Origin of the sequence: Desulfosoma sp., from assembly GCA_037481875.1 — a bacterium.
Classification (GTDB): Bacteria; Desulfobacterota; Syntrophobacteria; order Syntrophobacterales; family DSM-9756; genus Desulfosoma.
In genome coordinates this window covers 360,977-385,847 of sequence record JBBFKY010000003.1, presented here as the reverse complement: position 1 = coordinate 385,847, position 24,871 = coordinate 360,977, and the positions used below count along the sequence as shown (strand labels likewise).

The 24,871-nt window shown below is 53.9% G+C and carries 24 protein-coding genes; 15 read left to right on the top strand and 9 right to left on the bottom strand.

Annotated elements, in window-relative coordinates:
* Positions 1-33: 33 nt before the first annotated feature.
* The 14 genes from WHS46_06720 to WHS46_06655 all read left to right on the top strand — a co-directional run bounded on the left by WHS46_06720 (position 34) and on the right by WHS46_06655 (position 14,303).
* Positions 34-462, top strand: a complete 429-nt coding sequence (locus WHS46_06720) for a DUF3842 family protein (protein MEJ5348365.1) — start codon at positions 34-36, stop codon at positions 460-462.
* Positions 455-646: a CooT family nickel-binding protein gene (locus WHS46_06715; GenBank protein ID MEJ5348364.1), complete on the top strand. Its 192-nt coding sequence runs from the start codon at positions 455-457 to the stop codon at positions 644-646. The genes WHS46_06720 and WHS46_06715 overlap by 8 nt, the downstream gene beginning before the upstream one ends.
* 439 nt (positions 647-1,085) lie before the next feature.
* Positions 1,086-2,099, top strand: a complete 1,014-nt coding sequence (locus WHS46_06710) for an iron ABC transporter permease (protein ID MEJ5348363.1) — start codon at positions 1,086-1,088, stop codon at positions 2,097-2,099.
* On the top strand, positions 2,096-2,848 hold the full coding sequence (locus WHS46_06705) for an ABC transporter ATP-binding protein (GenBank protein ID MEJ5348362.1): 753 nt from the start codon (positions 2,096-2,098) through the stop codon (positions 2,846-2,848). Before WHS46_06710 ends, WHS46_06705 begins: the two co-directional genes overlap by 4 nt.
* Before the next feature lie 264 nt (positions 2,849-3,112).
* Complete coding sequence (locus tag WHS46_06700) at positions 3,113-4,213, top strand: iron ABC transporter substrate-binding protein (GenBank protein MEJ5348361.1); 1,101 nt, start codon at positions 3,113-3,115, stop codon at positions 4,211-4,213.
* Positions 4,214-4,375: 162 nt separating this feature from the next.
* Positions 4,376-6,664, top strand: coding sequence for a TonB-dependent receptor (locus tag WHS46_06695; GenBank protein ID MEJ5348360.1), 2,289 nt, complete (start codon positions 4,376-4,378; stop codon positions 6,662-6,664).
* A 172-nt stretch (positions 6,665-6,836) separates the two neighbouring features.
* A complete protein-coding gene (locus tag WHS46_06690) occupies positions 6,837-7,460 on the top strand; it encodes an FmdE family protein (protein MEJ5348359.1) in 624 nt (207 codons plus the stop codon).
* A 4-nt stretch (positions 7,461-7,464) separates the two neighbouring features.
* Positions 7,465-7,662 (top strand): hypothetical protein, encoded by a 198-nt coding sequence (locus WHS46_06685; GenBank protein ID MEJ5348358.1) that lies wholly within the window; start codon positions 7,465-7,467, stop codon positions 7,660-7,662.
* Positions 7,663-7,704: 42 nt separating this feature from the next.
* On the top strand, positions 7,705-9,429 hold the full coding sequence (locus WHS46_06680) for a TonB-dependent receptor plug domain-containing protein (GenBank protein MEJ5348357.1): 1,725 nt from the start codon (positions 7,705-7,707) through the stop codon (positions 9,427-9,429).
* Between the two features lie 374 nt (positions 9,430-9,803).
* A complete protein-coding gene (locus WHS46_06675; GenBank protein ID MEJ5348356.1) occupies positions 9,804-10,400 on the top strand; it encodes a class I SAM-dependent methyltransferase in 597 nt (198 codons plus the stop codon).
* Positions 10,401-10,492: 92 nt separating this feature from the next.
* Positions 10,493-11,329, top strand: a complete 837-nt coding sequence (locus tag WHS46_06670) for an ATP-binding cassette domain-containing protein (GenBank protein MEJ5348355.1) — start codon at positions 10,493-10,495, stop codon at positions 11,327-11,329.
* Positions 11,326-12,063: an ABC transporter permease gene (locus WHS46_06665; protein ID MEJ5348354.1), complete on the top strand. Its 738-nt coding sequence runs from the start codon at positions 11,326-11,328 to the stop codon at positions 12,061-12,063. The genes WHS46_06670 and WHS46_06665 overlap by 4 nt, the downstream gene beginning before the upstream one ends.
* Before the next feature lie 363 nt (positions 12,064-12,426).
* Positions 12,427-13,155 (top strand): amino acid ABC transporter ATP-binding protein, encoded by a 729-nt coding sequence (locus WHS46_06660; protein MEJ5348353.1) that lies wholly within the window; start codon positions 12,427-12,429, stop codon positions 13,153-13,155.
* Between the two features lie 11 nt (positions 13,156-13,166).
* A complete protein-coding gene (locus WHS46_06655) occupies positions 13,167-14,303 on the top strand; it encodes a branched-chain amino acid aminotransferase (GenBank protein ID MEJ5348352.1) in 1,137 nt (378 codons plus the stop codon).
* A 214-nt stretch (positions 14,304-14,517) separates the two neighbouring features.
* On the opposite strand, the gene serA is transcribed toward WHS46_06655, so the two are convergent.
* The 6 genes from serA to WHS46_06625 form a co-directional block, all read right to left on the bottom strand.
* The gene (gene serA, locus WHS46_06650; GenBank protein ID MEJ5348351.1) at positions 14,518-16,098 is read right to left on the bottom strand and encodes a phosphoglycerate dehydrogenase; all 1,581 of its coding nucleotides are present in this window, start codon (positions 16,096-16,098) and stop codon (positions 14,518-14,520) included.
* A gap of 17 nt (positions 16,099-16,115) precedes the next feature.
* Positions 16,116-16,835 (bottom strand): ABC transporter ATP-binding protein, encoded by a 720-nt coding sequence (locus tag WHS46_06645; protein MEJ5348350.1) that lies wholly within the window; start codon positions 16,833-16,835, stop codon positions 16,116-16,118.
* Positions 16,828-17,604 (bottom strand): ABC transporter ATP-binding protein, encoded by a 777-nt coding sequence (locus WHS46_06640; protein MEJ5348349.1) that lies wholly within the window; start codon positions 17,602-17,604, stop codon positions 16,828-16,830. Before WHS46_06640 ends, WHS46_06645 begins: the two co-directional genes overlap by 8 nt.
* Complete coding sequence (locus tag WHS46_06635; GenBank protein MEJ5348348.1) at positions 17,605-18,627, bottom strand: branched-chain amino acid ABC transporter permease; 1,023 nt, start codon at positions 18,625-18,627, stop codon at positions 17,605-17,607.
* Positions 18,628-18,644: 17 nt separating this feature from the next.
* Entirely contained in the window at positions 18,645-19,571 is a 927-nt protein-coding gene (locus WHS46_06630; protein ID MEJ5348347.1) for a branched-chain amino acid ABC transporter permease, read from the bottom strand.
* A 700-nt stretch (positions 19,572-20,271) separates the two neighbouring features.
* Positions 20,272-21,444 (bottom strand): ABC transporter substrate-binding protein, encoded by a 1,173-nt coding sequence (locus tag WHS46_06625; GenBank protein MEJ5348346.1) that lies wholly within the window; start codon positions 21,442-21,444, stop codon positions 20,272-20,274.
* A gap of 132 nt (positions 21,445-21,576) precedes the next feature.
* Here WHS46_06625 and WHS46_06620 point away from each other — a divergent pair, with 132 nt between their 5' ends.
* Positions 21,577-22,164, top strand: coding sequence for a flavodoxin family protein (locus WHS46_06620; protein ID MEJ5348345.1), 588 nt, complete (start codon positions 21,577-21,579; stop codon positions 22,162-22,164).
* Between the two features lie 58 nt (positions 22,165-22,222).
* Here WHS46_06620 and WHS46_06615 read toward each other — a convergent pair whose 3' ends face one another.
* From WHS46_06615 to pgeF, 3 genes are read right to left on the bottom strand one after another with little or no spacing between them, the layout of a single operon-like run.
* Positions 22,223-23,224 carry a dihydroorotate dehydrogenase gene (locus WHS46_06615; GenBank protein MEJ5348344.1) on the bottom strand — a complete coding sequence of 334 codons (1,002 nt, stop codon included), beginning with the start codon at positions 23,222-23,224 and terminating at the stop codon, positions 22,223-22,225.
* The gene (locus WHS46_06610) at positions 23,170-24,042 is read right to left on the bottom strand and encodes a dihydroorotate dehydrogenase electron transfer subunit (GenBank protein MEJ5348343.1); all 873 of its coding nucleotides are present in this window, start codon (positions 24,040-24,042) and stop codon (positions 23,170-23,172) included. The genes WHS46_06615 and WHS46_06610 overlap by 55 nt, the downstream gene beginning before the upstream one ends.
* Positions 24,043-24,057: 15 nt before the next feature.
* Positions 24,058-24,852 (bottom strand): peptidoglycan editing factor PgeF, encoded by a 795-nt coding sequence (gene pgeF, locus WHS46_06605; protein MEJ5348342.1) that lies wholly within the window; start codon positions 24,850-24,852, stop codon positions 24,058-24,060.
* Positions 24,853-24,871: the final 19 nt, after the last annotated feature.

Below are 24,871 nucleotides of genomic sequence, written 5' to 3'. Positions count from 1 at the left end.
TCTTCATAAGACAACGGAAAGCGAGTTTATGGAATGTCCATAAAACGAATCTGTGTGATCGACGGTCAAGGCGGTGGCATTGGAGCCGCCGTCATCAAGGCTCTCAAAGCCGCTTTTGGAGAAAGTGTGGAAGTGATCGCCTTAGGGACAAACGCCATTGCCACATCCCAGATGCTCAAAGCCGGGGCGAACCGTGGTGCCACCGGGGAAAGTGCCATCTGCTGGACGGTCTCGACCGCGGATTGCGTCGTGGGCCCTATTTCGGTCACATGGGCTCACAGCATGCTCGGGGAAGTGACTCCCAAGATCGCTGAAGCTGTGGCATCCTGTCCGGCACAGAAGGTGCTTATTCCACTAAGTCAAGAAAAGGTGGAAATTGTTGGCGTCGTTAAAGAACCGCTTCCCCACTTAGTCCAGGCCGCTGTGGAAGGGAAAATCAAGGAGGTCATCAGCAATGTGTGAAGCCAACGCCTATGTGATCAAGGATGGCCGGGAAGAGCTCCTCATGGAATCGGTGGACATTGTGGAACCGGAGGGTGAGGATACTTGGCGTCTTGTGGGAATCTTTGGGGATCGCAAGACAATTCGGGGCCGTATCAAGATCATGAATCTGGTGGATCACAAGATTCTGTTTGAAGCCCAGTAGTCACATCGGGCTTCGTTGTCCCGGCAACTCGTTCAAAAGCGGGCTTTGTGCGCGGGCGAGCGCAGACGCCCGCCCTGACCTCAGAGTCTGTCGGGGCGGCTCGAGGCTTGATGTGTCCGGCCCTCACCACCAAAAGACGTGTTCCGGCGGATTCTGGGTCATGCCTCCAAACAACACCATCCAAAGGCATACCAAGTGTCCGCCGGGTTTTCTGAGTTTGTAGGGGCGAACCGACACCTTGTCCTCTGATTTTTGAGGGGCGGCCCGATGTGTCCGCTCCGCGTCCGCCCTGCACGTTCCGGGATGCGCATGAAGCGCTTCCCTTTTCGAGCCTGAAAAAGGGCCACGAAGGCCGTTTTTAACTCCTTGGAGAAAGGGAAACGGCGTTTGTGTGCCCTTTTCTTTTTGTTGGAAAACACCTTCTCGGGAAGTGAGCTGTATGAGCTACAGACTCGCAGAAACCTTTTGGCTCAAGGCCAGAAGAAAGCGAAAAATCCTTTTTACCCTGGCAGGCGCCACAGGCGTTTTGGCCGTGATCGCGGTGAGTTCTGGAACCTACCCCATGAACCTTGGGCAGCTCTTTCGTTCCTTTTTTCGGCTCGTGGACGACACAAACGTCTTGGTCGTGTGGAACATTCGACTACCTCGTATTGCCGCAAGCCTTTCCGTGGGGGCGGGTTTGGCCTTGGCCGGCCTTTTTATCCAAACACTGCTCAGAAACCCTCTGGGGTCCCCTTCCACGCTGGGAATCAGTCAGGGAGCGGCTTTCGGAGCCGCCTGTGTCATCATTCTTTTTCAAGCCGGCCCCTTTTGGACAGCCGTAGCCGCTTTTGTGGGTTCCTTGGCAGCCACGGGGCTCATCGTTGTCTTGGGACGGCTTCGAGGCCTCACGCCGGAGGCTGTCATTCTTTCGGGCGTGGCACTGTCTTCACTTTTTGGAGCGGCAACGGTGCTGCTGCAGGTTCTTAGCGATGAGACTCGGTTGGCTATGGCGGTGGCCTGGAGTTTCGGTGATGTGGGACGATCCAACTGGAGCCAGATCGGTTGGCTGAGTGTGGCTGTGTTGGTGCTGTGGTTCATAGGGTATGTGTGGCGCTGGCACCTCAACGCTCTGGATATGGGCGAAGAACCCGCTAAAACCCTTGGTATTTCCGTGGAAACACTTCGCTGGCAAGGACTCGTCGTCGCGGCTTTGGTCTCGGCTTTGGCCACGGCTTTTCATGGAGTCATTGCCTTTGTGGGACTCATTGCCCCTCATGCGGCCCGGCATATCGTGGGAGCAGATCACAGGTTCCTGGTCCCTGTTTCCGCTGTGTTAGGCGCCGCTTTGTTGCTCCTTGCCGATACCTTCTCCCGTGTGGTGTTTGGAACAGGCTCTTTTCCCGTGGGCGTGGTGACATCATTTCTCGGAGCCCCATTCTTTTTGACCTTGTTACTCAAAAGGCGACCATGATTCTTTCCGTGCTGGACATTGAATTTCAATACAACAGTCATGCGGTGCTTCAAGGGGTTCGCTTTGACGTGGGCCCTGGGGAAATCGTGGCGGTGTGCGGCACCAACGGTGCCGGTAAATCCACGCTGCTTAGATGTCTCAACGGCGTTCTTCAGCCTCGAATCGGCTCGGTCCTGTTGGAAGGCGAGGATCTGCGGCTTCTAGGACCCAAAGGGATTGCTCGTTCGATGGCCTCCGTGCCGCAAAAGAGTAAGGATTCCGAGTTAACGGTTTTTGAAGTAGTCCTCCTGGGGGCTCTCCCTCATCGGCGCTGGGGACCTACCCGTCAGGATGTGCACAATGTGGAACGGATCCTCACGACTATGGATTTGGGGCCGTTAGCCCATCGCCGTTTTTCGACCCTCAGCGGCGGCGAAGCTCAAAAAGTCCTTTTGGCGAAAGCCATTGCCCAAAAACCCAAGGTGCTGCTCCTGGATGAACCGACCAACCATTTGGACCTGAAAAACCAGATAGAAATGATGCGGCTTGTGCGCCACATCAGCCGTAAGGACTCTTTGGCCGTGATAGCGGCCATTCATGATCTCAATATGGCCCTGCGCTTTTGTGACCGTCTTCTTTTTCTCAAAGACGGCCGTATCGAAAAGGCCGTATCACCCGATGAAGTGTCCGCCGAGATCGTGCGCCGAATCTATGGGGTCGATGTGCTGGTGTGCCGTATCGAGGATGTTTTGGTGGTTGTGCCCAAATAAGTCAGGGAGGCCTGAGAGTTTTTCCGAGAGCACGAAAGACCGTGGCATCCAAGGCCATTTTGTCGGGATGAGGTGCTTTGTCGCCCCCACAAACCTGAAACAGGTGAAATTCTGAAATCATGGGTCTTCAGCCCACAGAGTGGATGAGCGGGACGCCCGTTCTCCCAGGAGCAATTCGCCGGTGGACAAGCTTGACGGTTTTTGGGCTCAAGGCTTCAGGTCATTCTTTTCGCAGGAGAAAGCGAGTCAACCAAAGGATGCTTTATGAGAAAATGCCTAAGTCTCGTTGTGTCGGCGTATTTTCTTTTCGGTTCGGGGTCCTGGGCGGCGCAGCCTTTTTCAGTAATCGACACGGCCGGGCGCACGGTACACTTTGCGCAAACGCCTCGCCGCATCATTTGCCTGGGACCTGGAGCCTTGCGTTTCATCGTCTACTTGCAAGCTGAAGACCTGGTGGTCGGTGTGGAAGGCATTGAAAAGACCAGTGCTTCCGGTCGTCCCTATCGGATGGCACATCCCCGACTGGCTCAGCTGCCTCTCATCGGTCCCGGAGGTCCCACCAGCATCAACACGAAACCCGATATCGAGCCCCTTCTGGCCGTCAAACCGGATGTGGTGTTCACGACCTATATGGATAGGGCTCTGGCGGACGAAGTGAGCCGCATGGCTGGAGTGCCCGTGGTGGTCTTGAGCTACGGGCGATTTGCTTCCTTCGACGAGGAAATCCTCAATTCCTTGCGCGTGGCCGGAAAGGTTCTGGGCCGTGAAGAACGTGCTCAAGAATTAGCTCGCTTTGTAGAAGAACTCCGTGAAGATCTTCAGCGTCGCACCGAGGGTGTGCCCGCATCGAAAAGGCCTCGAGCTTATGTGGGAGGCATCGGGTACAAGGGGGCTTACGGCATCTTGAGTACAGAACTGCATTATGTGCCTTTTCTATGGAACCACGTCACCCATGCAGCGGAATCCATTCAGAGTCGCCTTGGCGGTCACCTGTTTTTGGACCGGGAGCAGCTCCTGGTCCTAAACCCTGAAGTGGTGTTCATCGACGGCGGCGGTTTGCGGCTTGTGGAAGAAGATTTCAGAAAACATGGCGCCTTTTACCGTCGCTTGAAAGCGTTTCAAAACCGACGCGTTTACCTTTTATTCCCCTTCAACGCTTACGCCACCAATGTGGAATCAGCTCTCGTGGATGCCGTGGCCGTCGGCAAAGTGCTTTACCCGGAACACTTTACCGACGTGGACCTACGCCAAGCCGCGGATCGGATTTACGGCACCTTTGTAGGCCGGTCTGTGTACGCGGAAATGGAACAACTGTACGGGCCCCTTGGAGGGGTCGTGTCGCTGGAAGCGACCTCAGCCCCATGAAGGGCAAGAAACGCGATGCCCCACGAAGGGGTCGAGCCGTAGAACCGGTTGCTGTCTGGTTTCACGATAAAACGAGAAAAAATTCGGGCACAGGGAACCCGTGTATCCGCCGCTGAAGCGCATCGTTCTCAACGACAGATCCGATCAGAGGAGGAGGGCTCCATGGACACGACAATCAGAACAGGGGCAAAAAGCGGCACAAGAGAGGGAGAGACACAAAGGCGCCTCAAGCCGAAGCGTACCTGGGTTCTTTGCATGGCGACTCTAGCGGCGATGCTGTTACCGGCCTTGGTTGTTTCGGCCGAACAGAGCGGATCTTCAGAGAAAAAAATCGAGGACATCGTGGTTCAGGCCGAAAAGATTCTGACTCCGACCCGACAGGCCGACGAGACCGTTTACACGGGAACAGCGGTGACCAAAAAAGGCATGGAGGCTCAGGGGCCGCGCGCTTCGACCAGCGTCTATGAAACCTTACGCATTCTTCCAGGAGTGCAGGTGGAAAGCCCGGATCCCTTCGGGTTGGCGGCGGAACAGCAGGCCATGCGAGTTCGGGGTGTGCGCGGTTACCTGGCGGCGCTTACCGTGGAAGGAATTCCCAATTACGGCGGCAATCCCATTGGGCCTCGGGACTATATCTACGACATGATGAATGTGGAATCCATTTCTCTCTACAAGGGTGCGGTTCCAGGAGATATCGGCACCGGCATAGGATCCCGCGGCGGCGCCCTGTGGTTGCAGCCTCGTTGGCCTCAGGACGATTTCGGAGTGCATCTGGGCCAAAGTGTGGGATCGCACACCTATACGCGCTCCGAAGGCCGCGTGGATTCCGGACGTTTGGGCCCTTTGGCAACAAAGCTCAGCGCTTCCTATTCCTATACGGAAGCGGACAAGTGGAAAGGCCCGGGAAAGATCGGCCCTCGAAACAACGCCAACCTCATGCTGAGCCAGGATGTGGGCCAATGGTTGAACGCTAAGTTATGGGTGAACATCAACGACCTGGATCAAAACCTTTATAGACCTCTCACATATCAGCAGACGCGAAACCTCTCCAAAAACTATGCAAAGGATTACAACTCAGATCTGACAGGAACACCTTCAACGGATATAAATTACTACGACTACAACAAGGGAAGCTACAACAACAGCGACGTGTTCGGCATATTGACCGTAAAGCCCTGGGAACATCTTCAGTTCGTTCTCAAGCCTTATTATGCCGACGAGGACACCGAAATTTGTCAAGGCAGCACGGCTCAAGGAGGTATGGTTCAAAAAAGATATCGAGATATCGACCGAAAAGGCGTTATAGGCGAAGTGCGAGGAGTTCTGGCGCCTTTTTCGGCGACGTTGGGGTACATGTATGAAGCCGCGAACATGAACATCACTTCCGAAAACTATGGCATGGCGGGGATGGGCCTTGTTTACAGAGGGGTCGGTGTCGCCGCCACCTCGGGAACCACCTATGTGCACAGCCCTTATGTGAAAGTGTCCGGATCGCATGGACCCTTTGATTGGCAGGCTGGGATGAAATATTTTCGTTTTGAGGACAGTGACAGTCAAGGCTACACAACCCCACCCCCCAGTTACACCCCGGTGCCGGCCCCGGATCTGAACCGGGAAGCTCGAAACTATGACATTTGGCTGCCGACGGTTGGAGCCGGCTATCGTCTTAGTGAAGATTTTTCCGTTTATGCCAGTTACGGCAAAAGTTTCATTCGTCCTTATGCCTACATGCCCTTGATCAACCTCTACAATACCAACCGAAGCACCTTTCGGGCGGCAGGCCTTACCCTGAACGATCTTTTTGAAGGTTACGACATCGAAAGATCCGACAATGTGGACCTCGGATTCCGTTGGAACACCGCCTGGTTGGAGTTGGCCCCCACGGTGTTCTACGGCAAGCACAAGAATCTTCTCACCACGGTCTACGATCCAAGGGTCAACTTGAGCTACCAGCAAAACATCGGGAAAGCGCGAAGCTACGGCTTGGATGTGGAAACAAATGTTTTTCTCATGAAGAATCTCACCCTTTTTATCAACCCGACCGTGACGTTCATGGAATATGATGAAGACATCAATTATCAAGGACAGACCTATTCGGTCAAAGGGGATCAGGTGGTGGATACCCCTAAGGTCATGGTTCGAACAGGTTTGTTATACAGCTTCAAAGATCTGGAACTTATTCCTTCCCTAAGGTATTCTAGCGAACGATACGGGGATATTCAGCACAACGAGAAAATAGACGGCTATATGGTCGTAGATTTCGGCGCACGCTACAAAATCAAGAACCTATTTTTCGACAACACGCTTAACCTTTCTTTGGACATCTATAATATCTTCAATAAAAAATACATTTCGCTGATTAATGTTTCTGACGACAATCGCGGAGGTGCTGCCAGTTATTATACCGGAGCGCCTTTGACGTTCGTGGTTTCGGCGAGTCTGGAATTCTAAATCTTTGAACGAAAATTCATGGGCTTTGCTTTTTGGAAACCGGTTCCACACATGCGTCTAGGTTTCAAAGGGTTCCTCGCCTTCAATGAGAAAGAGGCGTCGCGAAATCAGGATGGATTGTTTTAAAGGTTCGGCTTTCCGTTGCATTTTCTTGGAGTATGGAGAAAGAACGATGATGGAAGGCAATATGGAAAAGAAAAACACGGAGATGTGGGAGCAGTGCGCGGCGTTTCACGGCCATGAGTGTCCGGGGTTGGCCTTGGGGTTTGTGGCCGCAAGGCTTGCCTTGAAAGAACTTCGGCAAGAGCGGGCTGAAGACGAGGAGTTGGTGGCCGTGGTGGAAAACGACGCCTGTTTTGTGGACGCCGTCCAGGTTCTCACCGGATGCACGTTTGGGAAAGGGAATTTTCATCACAAGGATTATGGAAAAATCGCCTTGACCCTTTACAGCCGGCCTTTGGGCCGGGGCGTTCGAGTGGCTCTCAGAGGGGATGGGCTTGGCGATAACCCAGAACATCTTGAGCTTCTCAAAAAGATCATGAGCGGCGAGGCCGATGCGGCCCAAAAGGCTCAGTTTCATGAACTGCACACCCGACGGACTCGCGAGATTTTGCAAGCCGATCCTGAATCCTTGTTCCAAGCCACGTGGGTCGAAGGGCCGGTACCCGAAAGGGCTCGCATGGAACCTTCGAGGCCGTGTTCCGGGTGCGGGGAGCCGACCATGCCGAGCAAAATGATCCGTACCCCATTGGGGAGCCGTTGCCGTTCATGTGCGGAAAAATTGTCAGGAGGTTAACGTCATGAAAAGGCGTTTCTGTGTGAAAAGTGTCGGGAGTATCGTTTGGCTCCTCGGTCTCTATGTTCTAGGGGCCGACATTTCTGGCGCGGCGGAGCCTGGAACGGCTGCGGTTTTGGAGCCGGTCCATGTGGTAGCGTCACCCATTATCGAAGGTAACCGAGGGGATGCCTTTGCTGCTCAGAAATCGGTTGTCACTTAGGATCAGATGGAAGACCTGAACGCGTAGGATCTTTAGACAGCGCTGCGCCGGACCCCTGGAGTGACCATATCTCGGTACAATCCTGTGGGATCTTTTGGAGGGGCGACAGGGGGAGCTGTGTTCATTCGCGGGTTGGGATCAAGCCGGCCCGGCGCTGAAATCAAAACCTTTGTGGATGGTGTGCCGGTTTACATGAGCATTTGGAATCACCCTCTGCTGGATCTTTTGCCCATCGATCCAGCGGAATCTGTGGAAGTTTACAAAAGCCCGCAGCCACACCTTTTCGGCAATGCTTTCGGGGTGGTGAACCTTGTGCCCAAAACCGCGCCTTCCGAAGGTTTCACCACCACGCTCGGGGGTGCCTACGGCAGCTATGAAACCGTGGTGGTTCGAGGAGAACATGGTGGCACTGTGGCTCCCTTCAATTATTACGTCGGTGGCGCTTACCGTCGTTCCGACGGACATCGCGACAACGCCGATGGAGCTTTGGGAAATCTTTACGGACGTGTGGGGTTGGATCTGAATCCCCATTGGAAAGCCTATGCCTTCACCCTGTGGAACGACAATTATGCCGACGATCCTGGTGTGCAAGGGGCTCCAAAGTCCCAACGCCTTGGACGCTATGAAACGCGCCTTTGGCTTCTTTCGGCGACTTTGACCAATGAATACGAAAAGGCATCGGGATTCTTGAAAGTGTACCGCAGCAGCGGGGAGGGTGATTGGTTGAATCAACCCACTTCTGCAAGTGGTGTGCGACAGGATCTGTTCAATGATTTTTTGTTTTACGGACTGAAGGTGCGGGAACGTTTCGCCCTTTGGCCGGGTGGTGAAATCGCAGCGGGTCTCGACTGGGAGCGAACCGAAGGCGACTATGACGCCTATTATACGGATGGCAGAAAGGACGTATGGAAGGGTCACGGCTTCACCATCCTCTCGCCGTTTGTGGCTTTTAGCCACATGTTCGGGGACCGGCAAGGTTTTCATGTCGTGCCTTCGGCCGGTATTCGCTATTACGATCACACAGACTTTGATTCACGATGGGCTCCTCAAACAGGACTTGTACTGGGGTATAAGGAGACGGAACTATACGCCAGGTATGCCCGAGGTGTGCTTTATCCCGGGTTGGACGTGGTGGTTTTTTCCGAGCGTGTCCTTCCGGCTCTGAAAGATTCCTGGAAAAGTCTGGATGCCGAGGTTCTGAACCATTATGAAATCGGGTTACGTCATCGGTGGAGTTCCTGGTTGACGACCGATATCACGCTGTTTCGAGATAAAGGTTCGGATCGTTATGTCGTGTTGCCTCCACCTCCTTTTCCGCCTATTTATACCAATTTGGAAGACTACACTCTGAAAGGCGTAGAAGCCACGGCGACGATTTATCCCATGGATCGGTTGGCCTTGTTCGTAGGAATAACTTACTTGGATGCGGACCCGGAAGATCTTCCCTATACCCCTGAATGGACGGTGAGTGCCGGGGTCAATTGGCGTTTTCTGGATCGTTGGACCCTCAGTCTCGACGGGGAACATGTGGGATCCATGCCCGTTCGCGAGCAGGCTCGGCGTGCCGGGGTTATCAACTCTCAAAGCGTCGATGGTTATTTCCTCATGAACGGCAAACTCAGTTACCGTTTTCCTCTACTTTTCAACAACGTAGAAGGCACAGTTTATGTGGCTGTGGAAAACATTTTGGATGAAAGTTACGAGTATCTCCCTGGATACCCCATGCCGGGTACCAATGTGATGGTGGGAGCCAAGCTCATGTTTTAGAAATGGTTCGGCCATGAGGCGCATTTATCGGTGCGTCCCCGCGGTGAGCGCAGGTAAACTTAGAGGGTAAGGGGGCACTGGCGTCAATGCCCAAAACCAAGCTCGATAATGAGAAAGAAGCGGTGGTTTTCCCGGCGGTTCAGGGGCTTCCCGCAAAAATGGCGGGGTAGCGACCCGGGCCCCCAGGACAAGACTCAGCTTCGGTTTTGGAGAAGCACGGCGCGCCGTGCCCCTCCCATGAAACGGCAATGAAGACCTTGGTCTTGCGAGTGGTCTGACACGCTCTGAAAATGCCTATGAAACCTAGGATCCAAAAAGAATCCTTCCTTGTATCGTAAACAACAGAAAACAAGATGAGGGCTAGGGAGCGCCCCATGACTGCCAAGGTGGAATTTTTTGAAGCGCGGGCCCGCACATGGGAGGAATCCTGTTATCCTCCAGAAGTTCGACGTCGTTTGGAAGGGCTTCTGCCTGAGTTCGGTTTACGACTCGGCGAAAAAGTCTTGGATGTAGGCACAGGCCCCGGGATTCTTATCCCATACATCCTTGAGCGTATCGGGCCGACGGGGTTCATCGTGGCTTTCGATTTGGCGCGAGCCATGACCCTCGAAGCCGCGAAGAAATGCCAAGCAGTGACCGCCCATGTCCTGCAGGCCGACGTCCATGCCATTCCCTGCCGAAGTGCTGTTTTCGACCGGGTCCTATGTTTTGCGGCTTTTCCTCATTTTGACGATCCCTCCCGAGCCTTGTCCGAGATGGCTCGAGTGCTTAAACCGGGCGGGGACTTGATCATCGCCCATTTGCTGAGTCGTCTGGAGCTTGCCCGCCATCATGCCTCTCACGACGACGTCCGTCGTGACGTGCTCCCCGATGCTCCCACCATGGCACGGCTTCTCATGGATGCAGGTTTTCGATGTCAGGAACTGGTTGATAAACCTGGTCTTTATCTCTTAAAGGCCACTCGTTGCTAGCCTCCGAAAAGCGCTGGTCTGGATTTTTCGCTCTTGGACAATTATAAGGAAGGACTCGGTAAAACCTCCAGGCGGACCATGAGGCGCTTTTCATGATCGAAATTGAAAACCTGGAAAAACGTTACAAGTCGGTGGAAGCTCTTAAAGGGGTCAGTTTGTCCGTGGCTGCGGGCGAGCTTTTCGCCTATCTTGGACCCAATGGAGCCGGCAAGACGACCACCATCCGCATCCTGACAGGCTTAACCCGGCCTAGTGGCGGTCGGGCTTTAATCGGCGGTCAAGATGTGGAAAAAGAAGCTTTGAAAGCGAAAAGACTCCATGGGCTGGTGACGCAGCATGTCAACCTGGATGCGGAACTGACGGTGGAAGAAAACCTGCTCATTCATGGAAAACTTTACGGCTTGAGCAACAAATCGATTCGGGATCGTATCAAAGAACTTCTCGATTATGTCGGACTGGAAGAGAAACGCTCGAGTTTGGTCAAGCACCTTTCCGGGGGCATGAAGCGGCGGCTCATGATCGCTCGAGCTTTGTTGCATCGGCCGAGAGTCTTGTTTTTGGATGAGCCTACGGTGGGACTGGATCCAGCCATTCGACGTCGTATCTGGACATTGGTCAAAAAGATTCAGCAAGACGGCGTGACGGTGTTTCTTACCACTCATTACATCGAAGAAGCCGAATTTTTGGCCGACCGCGTGGCTTTCATCGATGAAGGCAAGATCGTGGTCATTGACACCCCGAGGAGACTCATGGACGGCCTGGGGCAATGGGCCATCGATTCCTACCGGGAAAACGAGATGCAGACTCATTATTTTCCAGACAGAGAATCGGCTCGTCAGTATGCCGAAGCTCATCGAAACGGCTATACTCTGCGACGGGTGAATCTGGAAGATGCCTTTCTGTTCTATACGGGAAAGAGGGTGGCATGAGTGGCGCTTGGGCCGCCGTTTATCTAAGGGAAATTCTTATCCTACGTCGCCGTTTATTCCGACAGGTGCTTTCCTGGTCTGTCGCGCCCCTGCTTTATCTGGTGGCGTTCGGCTATGGCATGGGTCGGCACGTGCATGTGCAAGGGTCCGATTACTTGGAATTTCTCATTCCTGGGTTGGCGGCCATGACGAGCATGACGCAGGCCTTTGCCATAGGAAGCGAGATCAATATTGCACGGTTTTATTGGCACATTTTTGAGGAGTTTCAAGCGGCTCCCATAAGCCATGTAGATTACGTGCTGGGCGAAGTGCTGGCCGGCGTGACCCGTGCCATGCTGGCCGGTTTGGTGATCATCGGGCTCGGGGCCCTCTTTGGGGTTTTCCTCTCGTACAACATCTTGTTTTGGGCTGCTTTCATCTTAAACAGCTTGGTTTTTTCAGGGCTTGCCGTGGCTTTGGCGATGCTCGTAAAATCCCATGCGGATCAAGCTTTTATGAGCAACTTTATCATCACGCCCATGGCTTTTCTGGGCGGCACCTTTTTTCCTTTAGCCCATCTGCCCGTATGGGCTCAGAAAATGCTTCAGTTCTTACCGATTACTCATGCCACTTCAGCCATGCGCGAAGCAGCCTTTGGCCGAACCCCGGATGCCTTTCCTTATGTCCTGCTTGCTTTCTTGGGTGCAGCCTGTTTCATGATGGCGGTCTTTACCGTGGATCGAGCAAGGGATTAAAGCGTCAAAGACTCTTTCGGCTGTTTTTTCCGTTCCCGGCCAACGTCTTTTCCACAATGTCGGAACCTCACGATTTTTTGGCGGAACTTCCTCAAAAAATCCGAAAACCGTCTTTCAATTTAAGGCACAGCTCGCTGCTTCAGACACCACCTTGAAAACCGCGGCGGAAACTTTTGGAAACAAGGGTTTCTCTTCCGGCAGGGATTCTTTATCGGGCGCACGGATGATCGAAGCTTTTGAGTACGATTGTCGGGATTTCGATCCTTGCGCAGGGCCGCCCGGTGGCGTAATGTAACGTTTCGAATCATCGCCGATGACGTTTGAAAGCAACGCTGGAGTCTGTTCTGTGCCATGGGAATGCCCATGATCCTTTTTCGGGGTGTCAACAAATGGTTCGGCCCGTTGCATGTCCTCAGGGATATCGACTTTGATGTGGCCGCTGGGGAAGTGGTGGTGGTCTGTGGGCCGAGCGGGTCGGGAAAGAGCACCATGATTCGCTGCATCAACAAACTGGAACCCATTCAAAAGGGAACTATCGTGGTCGATGGCATGGATCTGAACGATCCTCGTACAGACATCACCAAGCTGCGGGCTGAAATCGGTTTTGTCTTTCAGCAGTTTAATCTCTACCCGCACATGACGGCTTTGGAAAATATCACCTTGGCTCCCATGAAGGTTCGTAAGATGTCGAGAAAGGAAGCCGAGGAGTTGGCGCTTGAGATTTTGGAGAAGGTCGGGATTCGAGAAAAAGCGAACCATTACCCGGCGCAACTTTCCGGAGGACAACAGCAGAGGGTGGCCATTGCTCGAGGGTTAGCCATGCGGCCCAAGATCATGCTGTTCGATGAACCGACATCGGCATTGGATCCGGAAATGATTAACGAAGTGCTCGATGTCATGAAGAATTTGGCCAAGGAAGGGATGACCATGGTGGTGGTCACCCACGAGATGGGGTTCGCTCGGGAAGTGGCGCACCGCGTGGTGTTCATGGACGAGGGGCGTTTACTGGAAAGCGCGCCTCCTCAAGAGTTTTTTACCAACCCGCAGAATGAGCGGACGCGGCTGTTCTTGAGCAAGATTTTGACCCACTGACGGGGTCGGCTTTGGATCGTGGGAAAGAGGGGGTTCTGTATCGAAAAAGGGTCAGTCTTCGTGGGGAGGTGACTATGGAAATCGCCATTCATGCTGTGGCACCGCAACAGAGAAAAACTCGACCGGCGGATGCGGGATTGGTTTTCGGTAAAGTCTTTACGGATCATATGTTCCTTATGGACTTTAAGACCGATGGCGGGTGGACAAACGCCCGTATTGTCCCTTATGGGCCGCTGCCTTTGGATCCGGCCGCCATGGTGCTTCATTACGGCCAAGGCATATTTGAAGGGCTCAAAGCCTACCGCTGCGCCGATGGACGCATTCTCTTCTTTCGTCCTTTGGAGAACATGAAGCGTTTCAACCGGTCCGCGCAGCGCCTATGTATGCCCGAAGTGGACATTCATTTTCACCTTCAGGCCATCGAAACCTTGGTGCGCCTGGATGCGGACTGGGTACCTCGAAGCAAAGGCGCTTCCCTTTACATCCGGCCTACCATGATCGCTTCGGAACCCCATCTGGGTGTGCGACCGGCGACGGAATACATTCACTATGTGATTACCGGGCCTGTGGGAGCTTATTATCCGGAAGGGTTCAATCCTGTAAAAATCTATGTCACGGACGAATATGTGCGGGCCGTGCGGGGTGGTGTCGGGGAAGCCAAGACCATGGCCAATTACGCGGCGAGCCTTCGTGCGCAGGAGGTGGCCAAGAAAAAAGGCTACACGCAGGTGCTGTGGTTGGACGCCGTGGAGCGCCGCTACGTGGAAGAAGTGGGCACCATGAACATCTTCTTCCTCTTCAAAGACGAACTGGTGACACCTCCCCTGAGCGGTTCCATTCTTCCCGGGGTCACCCGCGATTCCGTTATTCATTTGGCCAAACATTGGGGCCTCACCGTCCATGAGCGACCCATCGCCATTGATGAAGTCGTCGACGCCATCGAGTCCGGAACGATGAAGGAAGTTTTTGGAACAGGTACCGCGGCTGTCATTTCACCCGTAGGTCAGGTCTGTTACAAGGACAAGATTTACAAAGTGGCCGACGGAGGCGTGGGGGAATGGTCCCGACGTTTCTATGATGAAATCACAGCGATTCAATACGGTGAGAAGGAAGATCCCTTTGGATGGGTTTATCGTCTAGACATTTAGGGACCTTGGCGCCCATCCCTTGGCCGTCCTGACCTGCGGGGTGGGCTCGTTTGCCACGAAAATGTCATCAAGGATTCTGCGCAGAGGGGTTGAATTCCGTTCAGGATGTCATTAAAGTACGCACAGGTAGGCGAACGCGATGTCGCCTTCTCCTAACCCCTCCTTGGCCTGCCCGGCTCCCCCCTCCGGCCGGGCAGGTTCTTTTTTGAAGCCATTACAACCACACTTGTTCGACGGAAAGAATGCTTGGGTTCTCTCGAAGGGTTCGTAGGGCTTCTTCGGGAGCTTCGCTATCAAGGCGAATAATGGCTACAGCCCTGTCCCTGTCAGGCGTGCGGCTCAGGTGCATATTGGCAATGTTCACTTGATAGGCCCCCAAAGTGGTGCCGATAAAGCCGATAACGCCAGGAGTGTCCTTGTTTTGAACAATCAGATTGATGCCTTCCAGTTCAGCTTCCAACCTATAGGTGTTGAGGCGAATAAGGCGGATTTCGTTTTCGGGAAAAACGGCGCCGGTAGCTGATTTCTTTTGGCCCTTACTTTCCACGGTGACTCGAATGAGACCGGTGTAGCCTCGACTTTCTGAAGTCCGGGTGGCTGTGAGCTGGATTTTGCGTTCCTGCAAAAGCATGGGGGCGTTCACCAAATTGACCTTTTCGGCCAGGACGGGATCCAAAAGCCCCTTGGCGATGCTTTGGGTCAAGGGATCCAATGGTAATTCCTGAAGTTCCGGGCCGCTGTATTCGATTTCCACGCGTTCGATGGGCGTGCTCAACTGGCCGTGCAGGTGTCCGAGTCTTTCGGCGAGGACCATGTAGGGACGAATACGGTCGTATTCTCGAGCACTGATGGACGGAAAATTCACGGCGTTTCGAATAATACCCCGTTTCAGATAGTCTAAAATCTGGGTGGCGATGGCTCTGGAGACGTTTTCCTGGGCTTGGTAACTGGAAGCTCCCAAATGCGGCGTGAAAATGACATTGGGTAAAGTCAGGAGCGGGCTTCCTTCCGGAGGTTCCTTGGCGAAAACATCCAAGGCCGCTCCGGCCGCATGTCCGGCCACCAGCGCCTCATAGAGGGCCTCTTCGTCGATGAGGCCACCGCGGGCACAGTTGATGATTCGTACCCCCTTTTTCATTTTGGCGAGAGTGTCTCGATTGATGAGGTTTCGTGTTTCGGGGGTGAGGGGTGTGTGGAGGGTAATGAAGTCTGAGCGCTGCCACAACTCGTCAAGCTCTACCCATTCGGTTCCTAGAATGGCCGCTGTTTCCGGGGTGATGTGTGGGTCATGGGCCAGCACGTTCATTTTGAAACCAAGAGCCCGATCGGCGACAATGGTTCCAATTTTCCCCAGGCCGATGATCCCCAGGGTTTGTTGGTACAGTTCGGTGCCCATGAAACGCTTCTTGTCCCAGCGGCCTTCTCGCATGGACTGGGTCGCTTGAGGCACATGGCGAGCCAGAGCCAGCATCAGAGCCATCGTGTGTTCCGCGGCCGCCATGGCGTTGGCTCCAGGCGTGTTCATGACAAGAATTCCACGAGCACTGGCTGCAGGAACATTGATATTGTCCACACCTGTACCCGCTCGGCCGATCACCTTAAGGCGAGGAGCGTTGTCCAGGAGTTCTTCGGTAACTTTGGTGCGACTGCGCACCACCATGGCGTCGCATTCCGGCAGCATCTCTCGAATCTGGTCGGCGCTGGGCTGATCCGGCGCCAAAACTTCCACGTCCGAATCGGCACGTAAAATGTTCAAACCCTGAGCGTGCATCCCGTCACAGATAAGGACCTTCATGGGTTTGCTCCTGTGTGTCAGCCGAGATAGGCTTTTTTCACTTCCGGATCTTGAGCCAGCAGATGGGCCGGCCCTTCCATCACGATTCGCCCTGTCTCCAAAACATAGGCTCGGTGAGCATACCGCAAAGCAAGATGCGCATTTTGCTCCACCACCAAAATGGTGGTACCTGTTTCGTTAAGTTCCTTCAGAACACGAAACAGTTCCTGCATGAGCAGAGGAGAAAGGCCCATGGATGGTTCGTCCAAAAGAATCCATCGCACGCCGGACATGAAAGCTCGACCCATCGCCAGCATTTGTTGCTCACCACCACTCAGGGTGTCCGCTCTCTGGTTTTTTCGGTCGGCCAACCGGGGAAAAAGCGTAAAAACCCTGTCCATGTCCTTGGCAATGGCGGCGTGATCTTTTCGAGCATAGGTGGCGATGCGCAGGTTTTCCATGACGGTGAGATTCCCGAAAATGTGGCGTCCTTCCGGAACCAAACCGATACCGTGTTTAGCGACCACCTCGTGAGGCGGGACATTCAAAAGGTCTACACCTTTAAAGCGTAAACTTCCCTGGGTCACCACAGGCCCTTCAGGAGGTGGCAGCCGCATGATGCTGCATAAAGTGGTGGTCTTTCCGGCACCGTTGGCTCCAAGCAAAGCCACCATTTCTCCTTCCCGAACGGTGAAAGAAATGCCGTGCAGGGCTTCGATGTTGCCGTAGCGGACATGCAGGTTCGTGACTTCAAGCATGGCTCAGTTCTTCACTCCCAAGATAAGCCTGGATCACTCGAGGGTTGCGTCGAACCTCATCCGGAGGACCGTCGGCGATGGTTTCTCCAAAATCGAGGACCTGCACGCGTTCACAGACGTTCATGACCACCCGCATGTGGTGTTCGATGAGCCAGATGGTCAGTTGAAAGGATTCCCGGATCCATCGGATGGTTTCCACCAGCTGACCGATTTCGCCGGGGTTCATGCCCGCGGCCGGTTCATCCAGCAGCAGGAGTTTAGGGCGAGTGGCCAGAGCTCGTCCGATCTCCAGGCGGCGTTGCATACCGTAGGGAAGATTGTTCGGGTATTCATAGGCGTAATGGCGCAAACCCATGATTTCCAAAAGCTCTTCCGTGGTGCGACGCACGCTTCGTTCCCGGGTGATGTATCGTGCCGTGCGCAACACAGTGTCCAGCAAGCCGTACCCCAGTCGAAAATGCTGGGCGATACAGAGGTTATCGAAGACGGTGAGGGTGTTCCAGAGTCGAATGTTTTGAAAGGTTCGGGCGATGCCCATGGCGGTGACGGCGTGAGGCCGTAGCCCGGTAATCTCTTTGTCCTGGAAGAGAATTTGGCCTTCCGTCGGCTTATAGAACCCGCAGACAAGGTTAAAGACAGTGGTTTTTCCCGCCCCGTTGGGTCCGATCAGCCCCAAGAGCTCTCCGCCTTGCAGACGGAGGTTGAAATTGGCAACGGCGCGAAGGCCTCCGAAATAGTGTGTGAGTTTTCGAACTTCCAGGAGCGCCATCTAGGCCTCCTTTTCCGTGGCAAACCATCGGCGAAGCTTCGGAAAGACGTCCGTCAGTTCCCGATTGCCGAGAATGCCCTCGGGTCGAAGAAGCATGAGCAGAATGAGCAGGAGAGGAATCACGACCCATTTGATAACCTGAAGCGGTCGAAGCAGTTCCAGAATGACTGTAAAAACCACCGCGCTCAAAACCGACCCGCTCAAGGATCCCATTCCTCCTAAATAGACCATGACCATGACTTCCGTGGATTTCATGATCGTGAAGGTTCCCGGGTTAATGTAACCGAGAATGTGCGCAAAAAGGCCTCCGGCGATGCCGGCAAGGCCGGATGAGAGCATGAAAGCCACAAGCTTCATGCGCCGAGTGTCCACACCCATGATTTCAGCAGCGATCTCATCGTCCCGAATGGCGACGATCCCCTTGCCGTAAGAGGAAGACACAAACCGGTGCAGAATCCAAACGGTAAGCCCTGTAAAAACGAGAACCCACAGCAGCACCCAGGGAATACGCCAAACCGCTTCCATTTCTTCGATAACTTTGCGCATGCCCATGAATCCTCGGGCACCACCGATGGCTTGAATGTTTTCCACGGAGCTCTTGACAATGTAGTTCACCGCCAAGGTGATAATGGCCAGGTAGTCACCTCGCGTGCGAAAGGAAGGAAAAGCCACGAGAAGGCCCGCCAGAGCGGCCGCTAGGCCTCCTGCAACCAGTGTCACCGGAAAGAGGTAGACGGCTGCCGAGGGTGTCAAGATCGGAGGACCGAAAACCTTATGGGACGTAAACAGCCACACATTAAGAATGGAAGCCACATAGGCCCCAACGGCCATAAATCCCGCATGTCCGCAAGAAAATTCTCCCATATACCCGTTGATGAGGTTCAGAGAACTGGACAGGATAATGTTGATGCCGATGAACATGATCACCAGTTGCACGTAAGGAGTGAGCCATCGAGCTTGACAGATCCCCAGAAGCACCAAGGAAAAGGCAAGGTATAGCCAGAGTCCGAGATAACGTTGCATGCTCTTCTGTCCTGCACTCAGATTTTGGTGGCCCGTGCGACACCGAAAATGCCTGTAGGACGGAAACTCAAAAACACCAGCAAAATGCTGAAGGCGATAAGATCCCTCAGTGTGGACGGGAAGAAAGCGGCTACAAAAATCTCCACAAAGCCGAGAAGAAATCCGCCCACAAAGGCCCCTCGAATTTCACCGATGCCGCCGATGACCGCCGCAATAAAAGCTTTCCAGCCGATGAGAGCCCCCATGTAGGGTTCTAGAACCGGGTAAGCCGAAGCGAAAAGCACCCCTCCCAAAGCCGCCATGGAAGACCCCAGAACGAAAGTGAAAACAATGACACGATCCACAGGAATACCCATCAGGGGAACGGCCATGCGATCATAGGAAATAGCCCTCATGGCCATGCCGAGCTTTGTTTTGCGCACGACGGTCTCTAAAAAAATAAAGACAAGAATGGTCGCGATGATGACGAGGATTTTCACGTTGGTGACAAGCACGCCGGCTACGTCATAGACCGTTGTGGGAATCAGGGTGGGAAAACTGCGTCGGCTGGCTCCGAGAAGAGCCAAATTGCCATTTTCCAAAAGCAAGCCGCACATCAGAGCGGTGATGACCACATAAAGACGCGGGGCACCACGACGTCGCAACGGCCGATAGGCCACTCTTTCCAAAGTGACACCCACAAGAGCCGTCAAAACCATAGCGGCCAAAAGGGTAAGCACGAAAACCAAGGGTGGAGAAAGGCTTACGGGCAATTTAAAAGCATAGACGCCCAAGAGGAAATTAGCGACGAAAAAGCCGATGTAGGCCCCTACCATGAAGATGTCTCCGTGGGCGAAATTGATCAAGAGCAACACCCCATAGACCAGGGTGTAGCCCAGAGCGATCAGGGCGTAAAAACTTCCCCACTGAAGAGCGTTCAGGATGTTTTGCAGAAGCAAATCCACGAGCCGTTCCGTTTTTCTCTAAGGGTTGACGTTGAAACGCTTCGGGGATTCCCGGAAAAACCCCGTTGCAAGGCAAGGGCTCCCTCGCCGTACGAGGGAGGGCGAGGGAGCCCGTCCATGTGAGCAATCAAGCAAGACTTTCGTTCAAAACTGGACCCACCGAATGATGCTATAAGGGGAGCGTTCCCTGCCGGTTTCCTGTGCTTTCAGAAAAACCAAGGCTTGCCCCTTTTTGCCGGTCTTCGTGGATGCCATGAAGTGAGAGCCCATGCTGATTGCTATCTTTCGGCTTGCCATCGAGAGCGTGTCCAAGAGCACACAATGATTGGCGCCTCGAATACCTTTTCCGGTAGGAGCGAGGCGCCGCCTCGTCCCTACCAGCCGACACCTGTATCTTTTCGTCAGCGGGCTCTTGTCCCGCCATTTGAGCGGGCGGGGCGCCCGCGGTCCCACGGCAAAATTGGTTCTGGGAAAAACTCGAGAGGGTTGACCGAAAACGCCCAATGACCTCTGATACGAACGCTGTTTCAGGTAGGGGTGAGGCGCCGCCTCGCCCCTACAAACCTGAATCGGAGCTATTTTTCTCGGAGCGAAGGTTCTCCACCCGCACAGATGGCGGGCCGAAGGCCCCTGCTCCCAGAAAAACCATTGCCTTTTCTCTCTTTCGGACAAGCCCCCCTAGGTTACGCCGCACCATGGGTTATGGGCATACGGACTTGTAAAATTCAAATTCCCCCTTATCACTGATCTTCACCACCACGGCGCACTTGATGGGATCGCCTTCAGGGGTGAAAGTCATTTTCCCGGTGATACCTTCAAAGTCCTTGATTTGGGCCAAAGCATTCTTCACGTTATCACGGTCTTTTTCCAGATCCCCGGTTAGCCCTCCCGTGTTTTGAATGGCTTGAACCAGAAGCCGAATGGCATCCCAGGTGAGGGCCGCCACATCGTCCGGCACATACCCGTATTTGGCATTGTATTTGTCGATAAACTCTTTGGTGGCCCCTTTAGCTCCCGCAGCCGCATAGTGGGTGGTGAAAAAGAGCCCCTTGCAGTCATCCCCGCACAGTTTCATGAGTTCCGCCGAACCCCAACTATCACTGCCCATGATGGGTTTCTTCCATCCCAATTGATGGGCCTGTTTTACGATCAGGGGCACTTCGTCGTAGTATTGAGGGGTAAAGAGAACATCGGCGCCGGATTTGATGATGTTGGTCAGCTGCGCACTGAAATCGCGATCCTTGGTGGTAAAGGTTTCAAAAGCCACCACAGAACCGGGTCCGTGAATCTTTTCAAAAGCTTCCTTAAAATATTCAGCGAGTCCCTTGGGATAATCGCTGGCAATGTCATAAAGGACTGCGGCTTTTTTGGCTTGAAATTCTTCAGTAGCGAACTTGGCCGCTACCGGTCCCTGAAAAGGATCCAAGAAACAGGCTCGAAACACATAAGGGCGGTTCAATGTGGTCTGAGGATTGGTCGACCATGGGGAAATCATTGGAGTCTTGTAAGAATTACACACTTCCCCTGCGGGAATGGCTTGTTTGCTGGCCTGAGGTCCAACGATGGCCAGGACCTGGTCTTGCGTGATGAGCTTCAGGGCAGCAGCCGTAGCCGATTCCGCTTTGGATTCGTTGTCCTCATAAATAAACTGCAGTAAGTAGGTCTTGTCTCCGACCTTGATGCCACCGGCCCCATTCACCTCCGCCAGAAAAATTTCGGCCGCGTACTTGGATCCTTCTCCCACTTTGGGAATGTCGCCGGTGAGAGGAATGTTAAAACCGATCTTGATCGTGTTCGCAGCCGACGCCATGGACAGGTAGCCTACGACGGCTAAGAAAGCAAAAAAAACAATCAAGGGTTTTCGTCGCGACATGGTTTTTCCTCCTTGGCTTGAAAAGTGATGGGGTTTATGGGACATCACAGTCGATCCAAGACGAAAGCCTCTATAGCATAGGCGCGTACGTGCTTTCAATCACGAAGGTTTTCCAACAAAGGAGAAGAATTCATGCATATTGTGGGGATTTACGGATCACCGCGGGTAGGTGGAAACACGGATAAGATGCTGGATGCTTTTTTGGAAGGAGCCCAAGAGGAAGGGGCTTTAGTCAGCCCCATTTACGTGAGAAAACTCTCCATGCAGGGCTGTCTCGGGTGCGGCGGCTGCGATGAAACAGGTCAGTGTGTCGTTAAGGATGATATGCAAGAGGTTTATCCTCTGCTGGAAAAAGCCGAAGGCATCGTGCTAGCCACTCCCGTGTATTTCTACAATGTCACCGGACAAGTGAAGCTGCTTATCGATCGCTGTCAAGCCTTGTTCATGAAAAAAAGCTTGCAAGAACAAGCCCATCCCTCTTCAAAGCCCGAGGAAGAAGGGGTGAGCAAAAGAGGTTACCTGCTCAGTGCCGCGGCGACTCGCGGGAAACGTCTTTTTGACTGTGCGAGGCTCACCTTCACTTACTTTATGGACGCCGTAGGCGGCCGAGTGGTCGGGGAACTCTGTTTCAGGGAATTGGAAGGGAAAAAGGATATCGAAAAGGACCCGGCGTGGCTTCGCCAGTGTCGTTTGGAAGGAAAGCATTTCACCCGCAGATGATGTGACACAGGAGAATTTGGCGCTGAACGTTTTAGTCTGCGCCCGGGTTTCGGGGCGATCAGGGAAAGGGCCTCGGATGTGACAAGTCACAGGACATGTCGGCGAGGGGAAAGCGGCATGAAGTGTCCAAAGTGCCGATGTAATCGGTGATCGCGCCGAGACCTTGCTGACGGCAAAACCTTTCGATACCGTCAAGAATGTCCAAGCTGGCCCTGGGGTGAACAAAATTGGCGGTTCCCACCTGAACGGCCGAAGCCCCCACCAGAAGGAATTCCAAAGCATCCAGAGCCGTTTGAATCCCTCCGATGCCGATAACGGGACAGGAGACCGCTTGCACGGTTTCATACACACATCGCAAGGCGATGGGCTTAATGGCGGGCCCGGACAGCCCTCCAAGAATGTTGGCCAACTTGGGACGCCGGCTGAAGGGATCCACGGCCATGGCTGAAACGGTATTGATGCAGGAGAGGATATCCGAACCCGCATCCACGACGGCACGAGCAATGTCCGCTATGGAAGTGACATTCGGGCTTAGTTTTGTGATGAGAGGCAGGTGCGTACGCTTGCGCACGGCGGCGACGACCTGAGCCGCCATGTGAGGGTCGGTGCCGAAAACCATGCCACCCTTTTTCACGTTGGGACAACTGATATTGATTTCTAAAGCGGCGATTCCTGGGACACCTGAAAGAAGAGCCGCCAATTCGGCGTATTCTTCCACGGTGTTGCCCAGAATGTTGACGATAATCAGGGCACCCCTCTGGCGAAGCAGTGGTAGTTTGTCCTCGATGAACTTTTCGACGCCCACATTTTCCAAGCCGATGGCATTGAGCAGGCCGCAGGGGGTTTCGGCGAGACGAGGCGGCGGATTCCCCGGTCGAGGTTTCAAGGAAAGGCCTTTAACAACGATGCCGCCTAGCCGAGAAAGATCTACAAAATCGGAAAATTCCAGCCCGTAGCCGAAAGTTCCCGAGGCGGTGAGCACCGGATTGGCCAGTTGCAGCGGCCCTAAAGAGACACGTAGGTCTGGGGCCGAACCATGAGGGGTTGGACTTTGTCCCATCGTATCCTTCTCGGGTCTAAAACAGGACCGTCTTGACAAACATGAAGATAGTGTTCCACCTCGGGGCCGTCGGCATGCACGGCGGGCAAAGCACAACCTAAGCAAGCCCCAAGGCCGCAGGCCATCATGGATTCCAGGGACATTTCAACAAAAATGTTACGCCCTTGAACCCAACGAGCCAGACTCACCTGCATGGGCAAAGAGCCGCACGCATAGAGTCGTTCCGGCATCGACGAAAGATCTTTCACGGACTGCTGCACCGCTTCCACCACCGTGCCCGATTGTCCCGTCGATCCATCATCGGTGCTTAATACCAAGTGTATTCCGGTTCGCTTTAATGAATTCAAGGAGATGAATTCGCCGGCCGTACGAACTCCGTAAAAAAGATAAACACGTTCCGGATGATCTTTATGGGTGGTGGTCAGCACATGGTCAAGCAGGGCTTGAAGCGGCGCGATCCCGATGCCTCCGGCCACGAAAAACACGGTCTCTTGCGCGCTGGTCGGTAAGGTGAACCCACGTCCCAAAGGCCCCACCACCTGCAGGGGACTTCCTGGACGGCTTTGCGATAGAAGCTGTGTCCCCCTGCCGACAACTCTTACCAAAAGTTCAAAGAGGCCGTCTTCTTTATGAAGCCGATGAAAGGAAAAGGGTCGGGCCAACAAAGGGTCCGATCCTTCCGAAGCGACCCGCACCATGACAAACTGACCTGGGCGAGCGGTGGGGACGATTCTCGGTGCATAAAGCACAAGGCGGTAGATTCCTTCCGCTTCCTTGTGATTTTCGAGAATTTTGGCTTTTTCCTGAACCCTAGGCACTCGTTTGAACTTTCCCTAATCTGATGTCAATCCGATTACCGCCGCCATGCGGCCCTTGGTTTTTTCACCGCGGTAACTGAAATAGATGTCTCGACGGCACACGGTGCATTCACCTGCCGTGTAGATGTTTTCAGGCCGCAGCCCGCATGCTGTGAGCTGATATCGACTGACAGCCCAAAAATCGAAATAAGTGGGACGGATTTGAAATTCCCACAATTCTTGAGGAATTTCGGAGGCATAGCTGCGGAATTCCGCGCAACAAGGTCCCAAGGACGGGCTGATGGCCGCCAAAAGGTCTTCGGGACGGGTTCCAAACCGGGCCTGCATGACCTGGACGGTTTGAGCCAAAATATTTTGGACGCTTCCCCTCCAGCCGCAATGCACGTTAGCCACGACACGTCTCAGCGGGTCGACAAGGAAAACGGCTTGGCAGTCGGCAATCTTGATCAAGAGACCGACATGCACCATGGAGGTGACCATAGCGTCGGCCTGAGGACCGATGGCGAGGGAAAAGCCGTTTTCGGTCTTTAGTGGAAAGGTGTTCAACGAGGTTTGATCCACCACGAGCACCTGGGAGCCGTGCACTTGGGGTGCGGTGACCAACATTTTCAAGCCGATCCAGGAGGTGATCCTTCTCAGGTTTTCCGAGACGGCTTTCGGATTGTCCCCATTGTTCAGGGCCGCATTGAGTGTTGCGTAAGGCGGGTCACTGACTCCACCGTGGCGTGTAAAAACGGCGTGAACAAGTCCGGAGACGGCACTGAGTTGGGGCCACACAAAAGGGTTCAGGGGGTGCTCGCACGGGCTCATGGGACTCTATCCGCCGTTG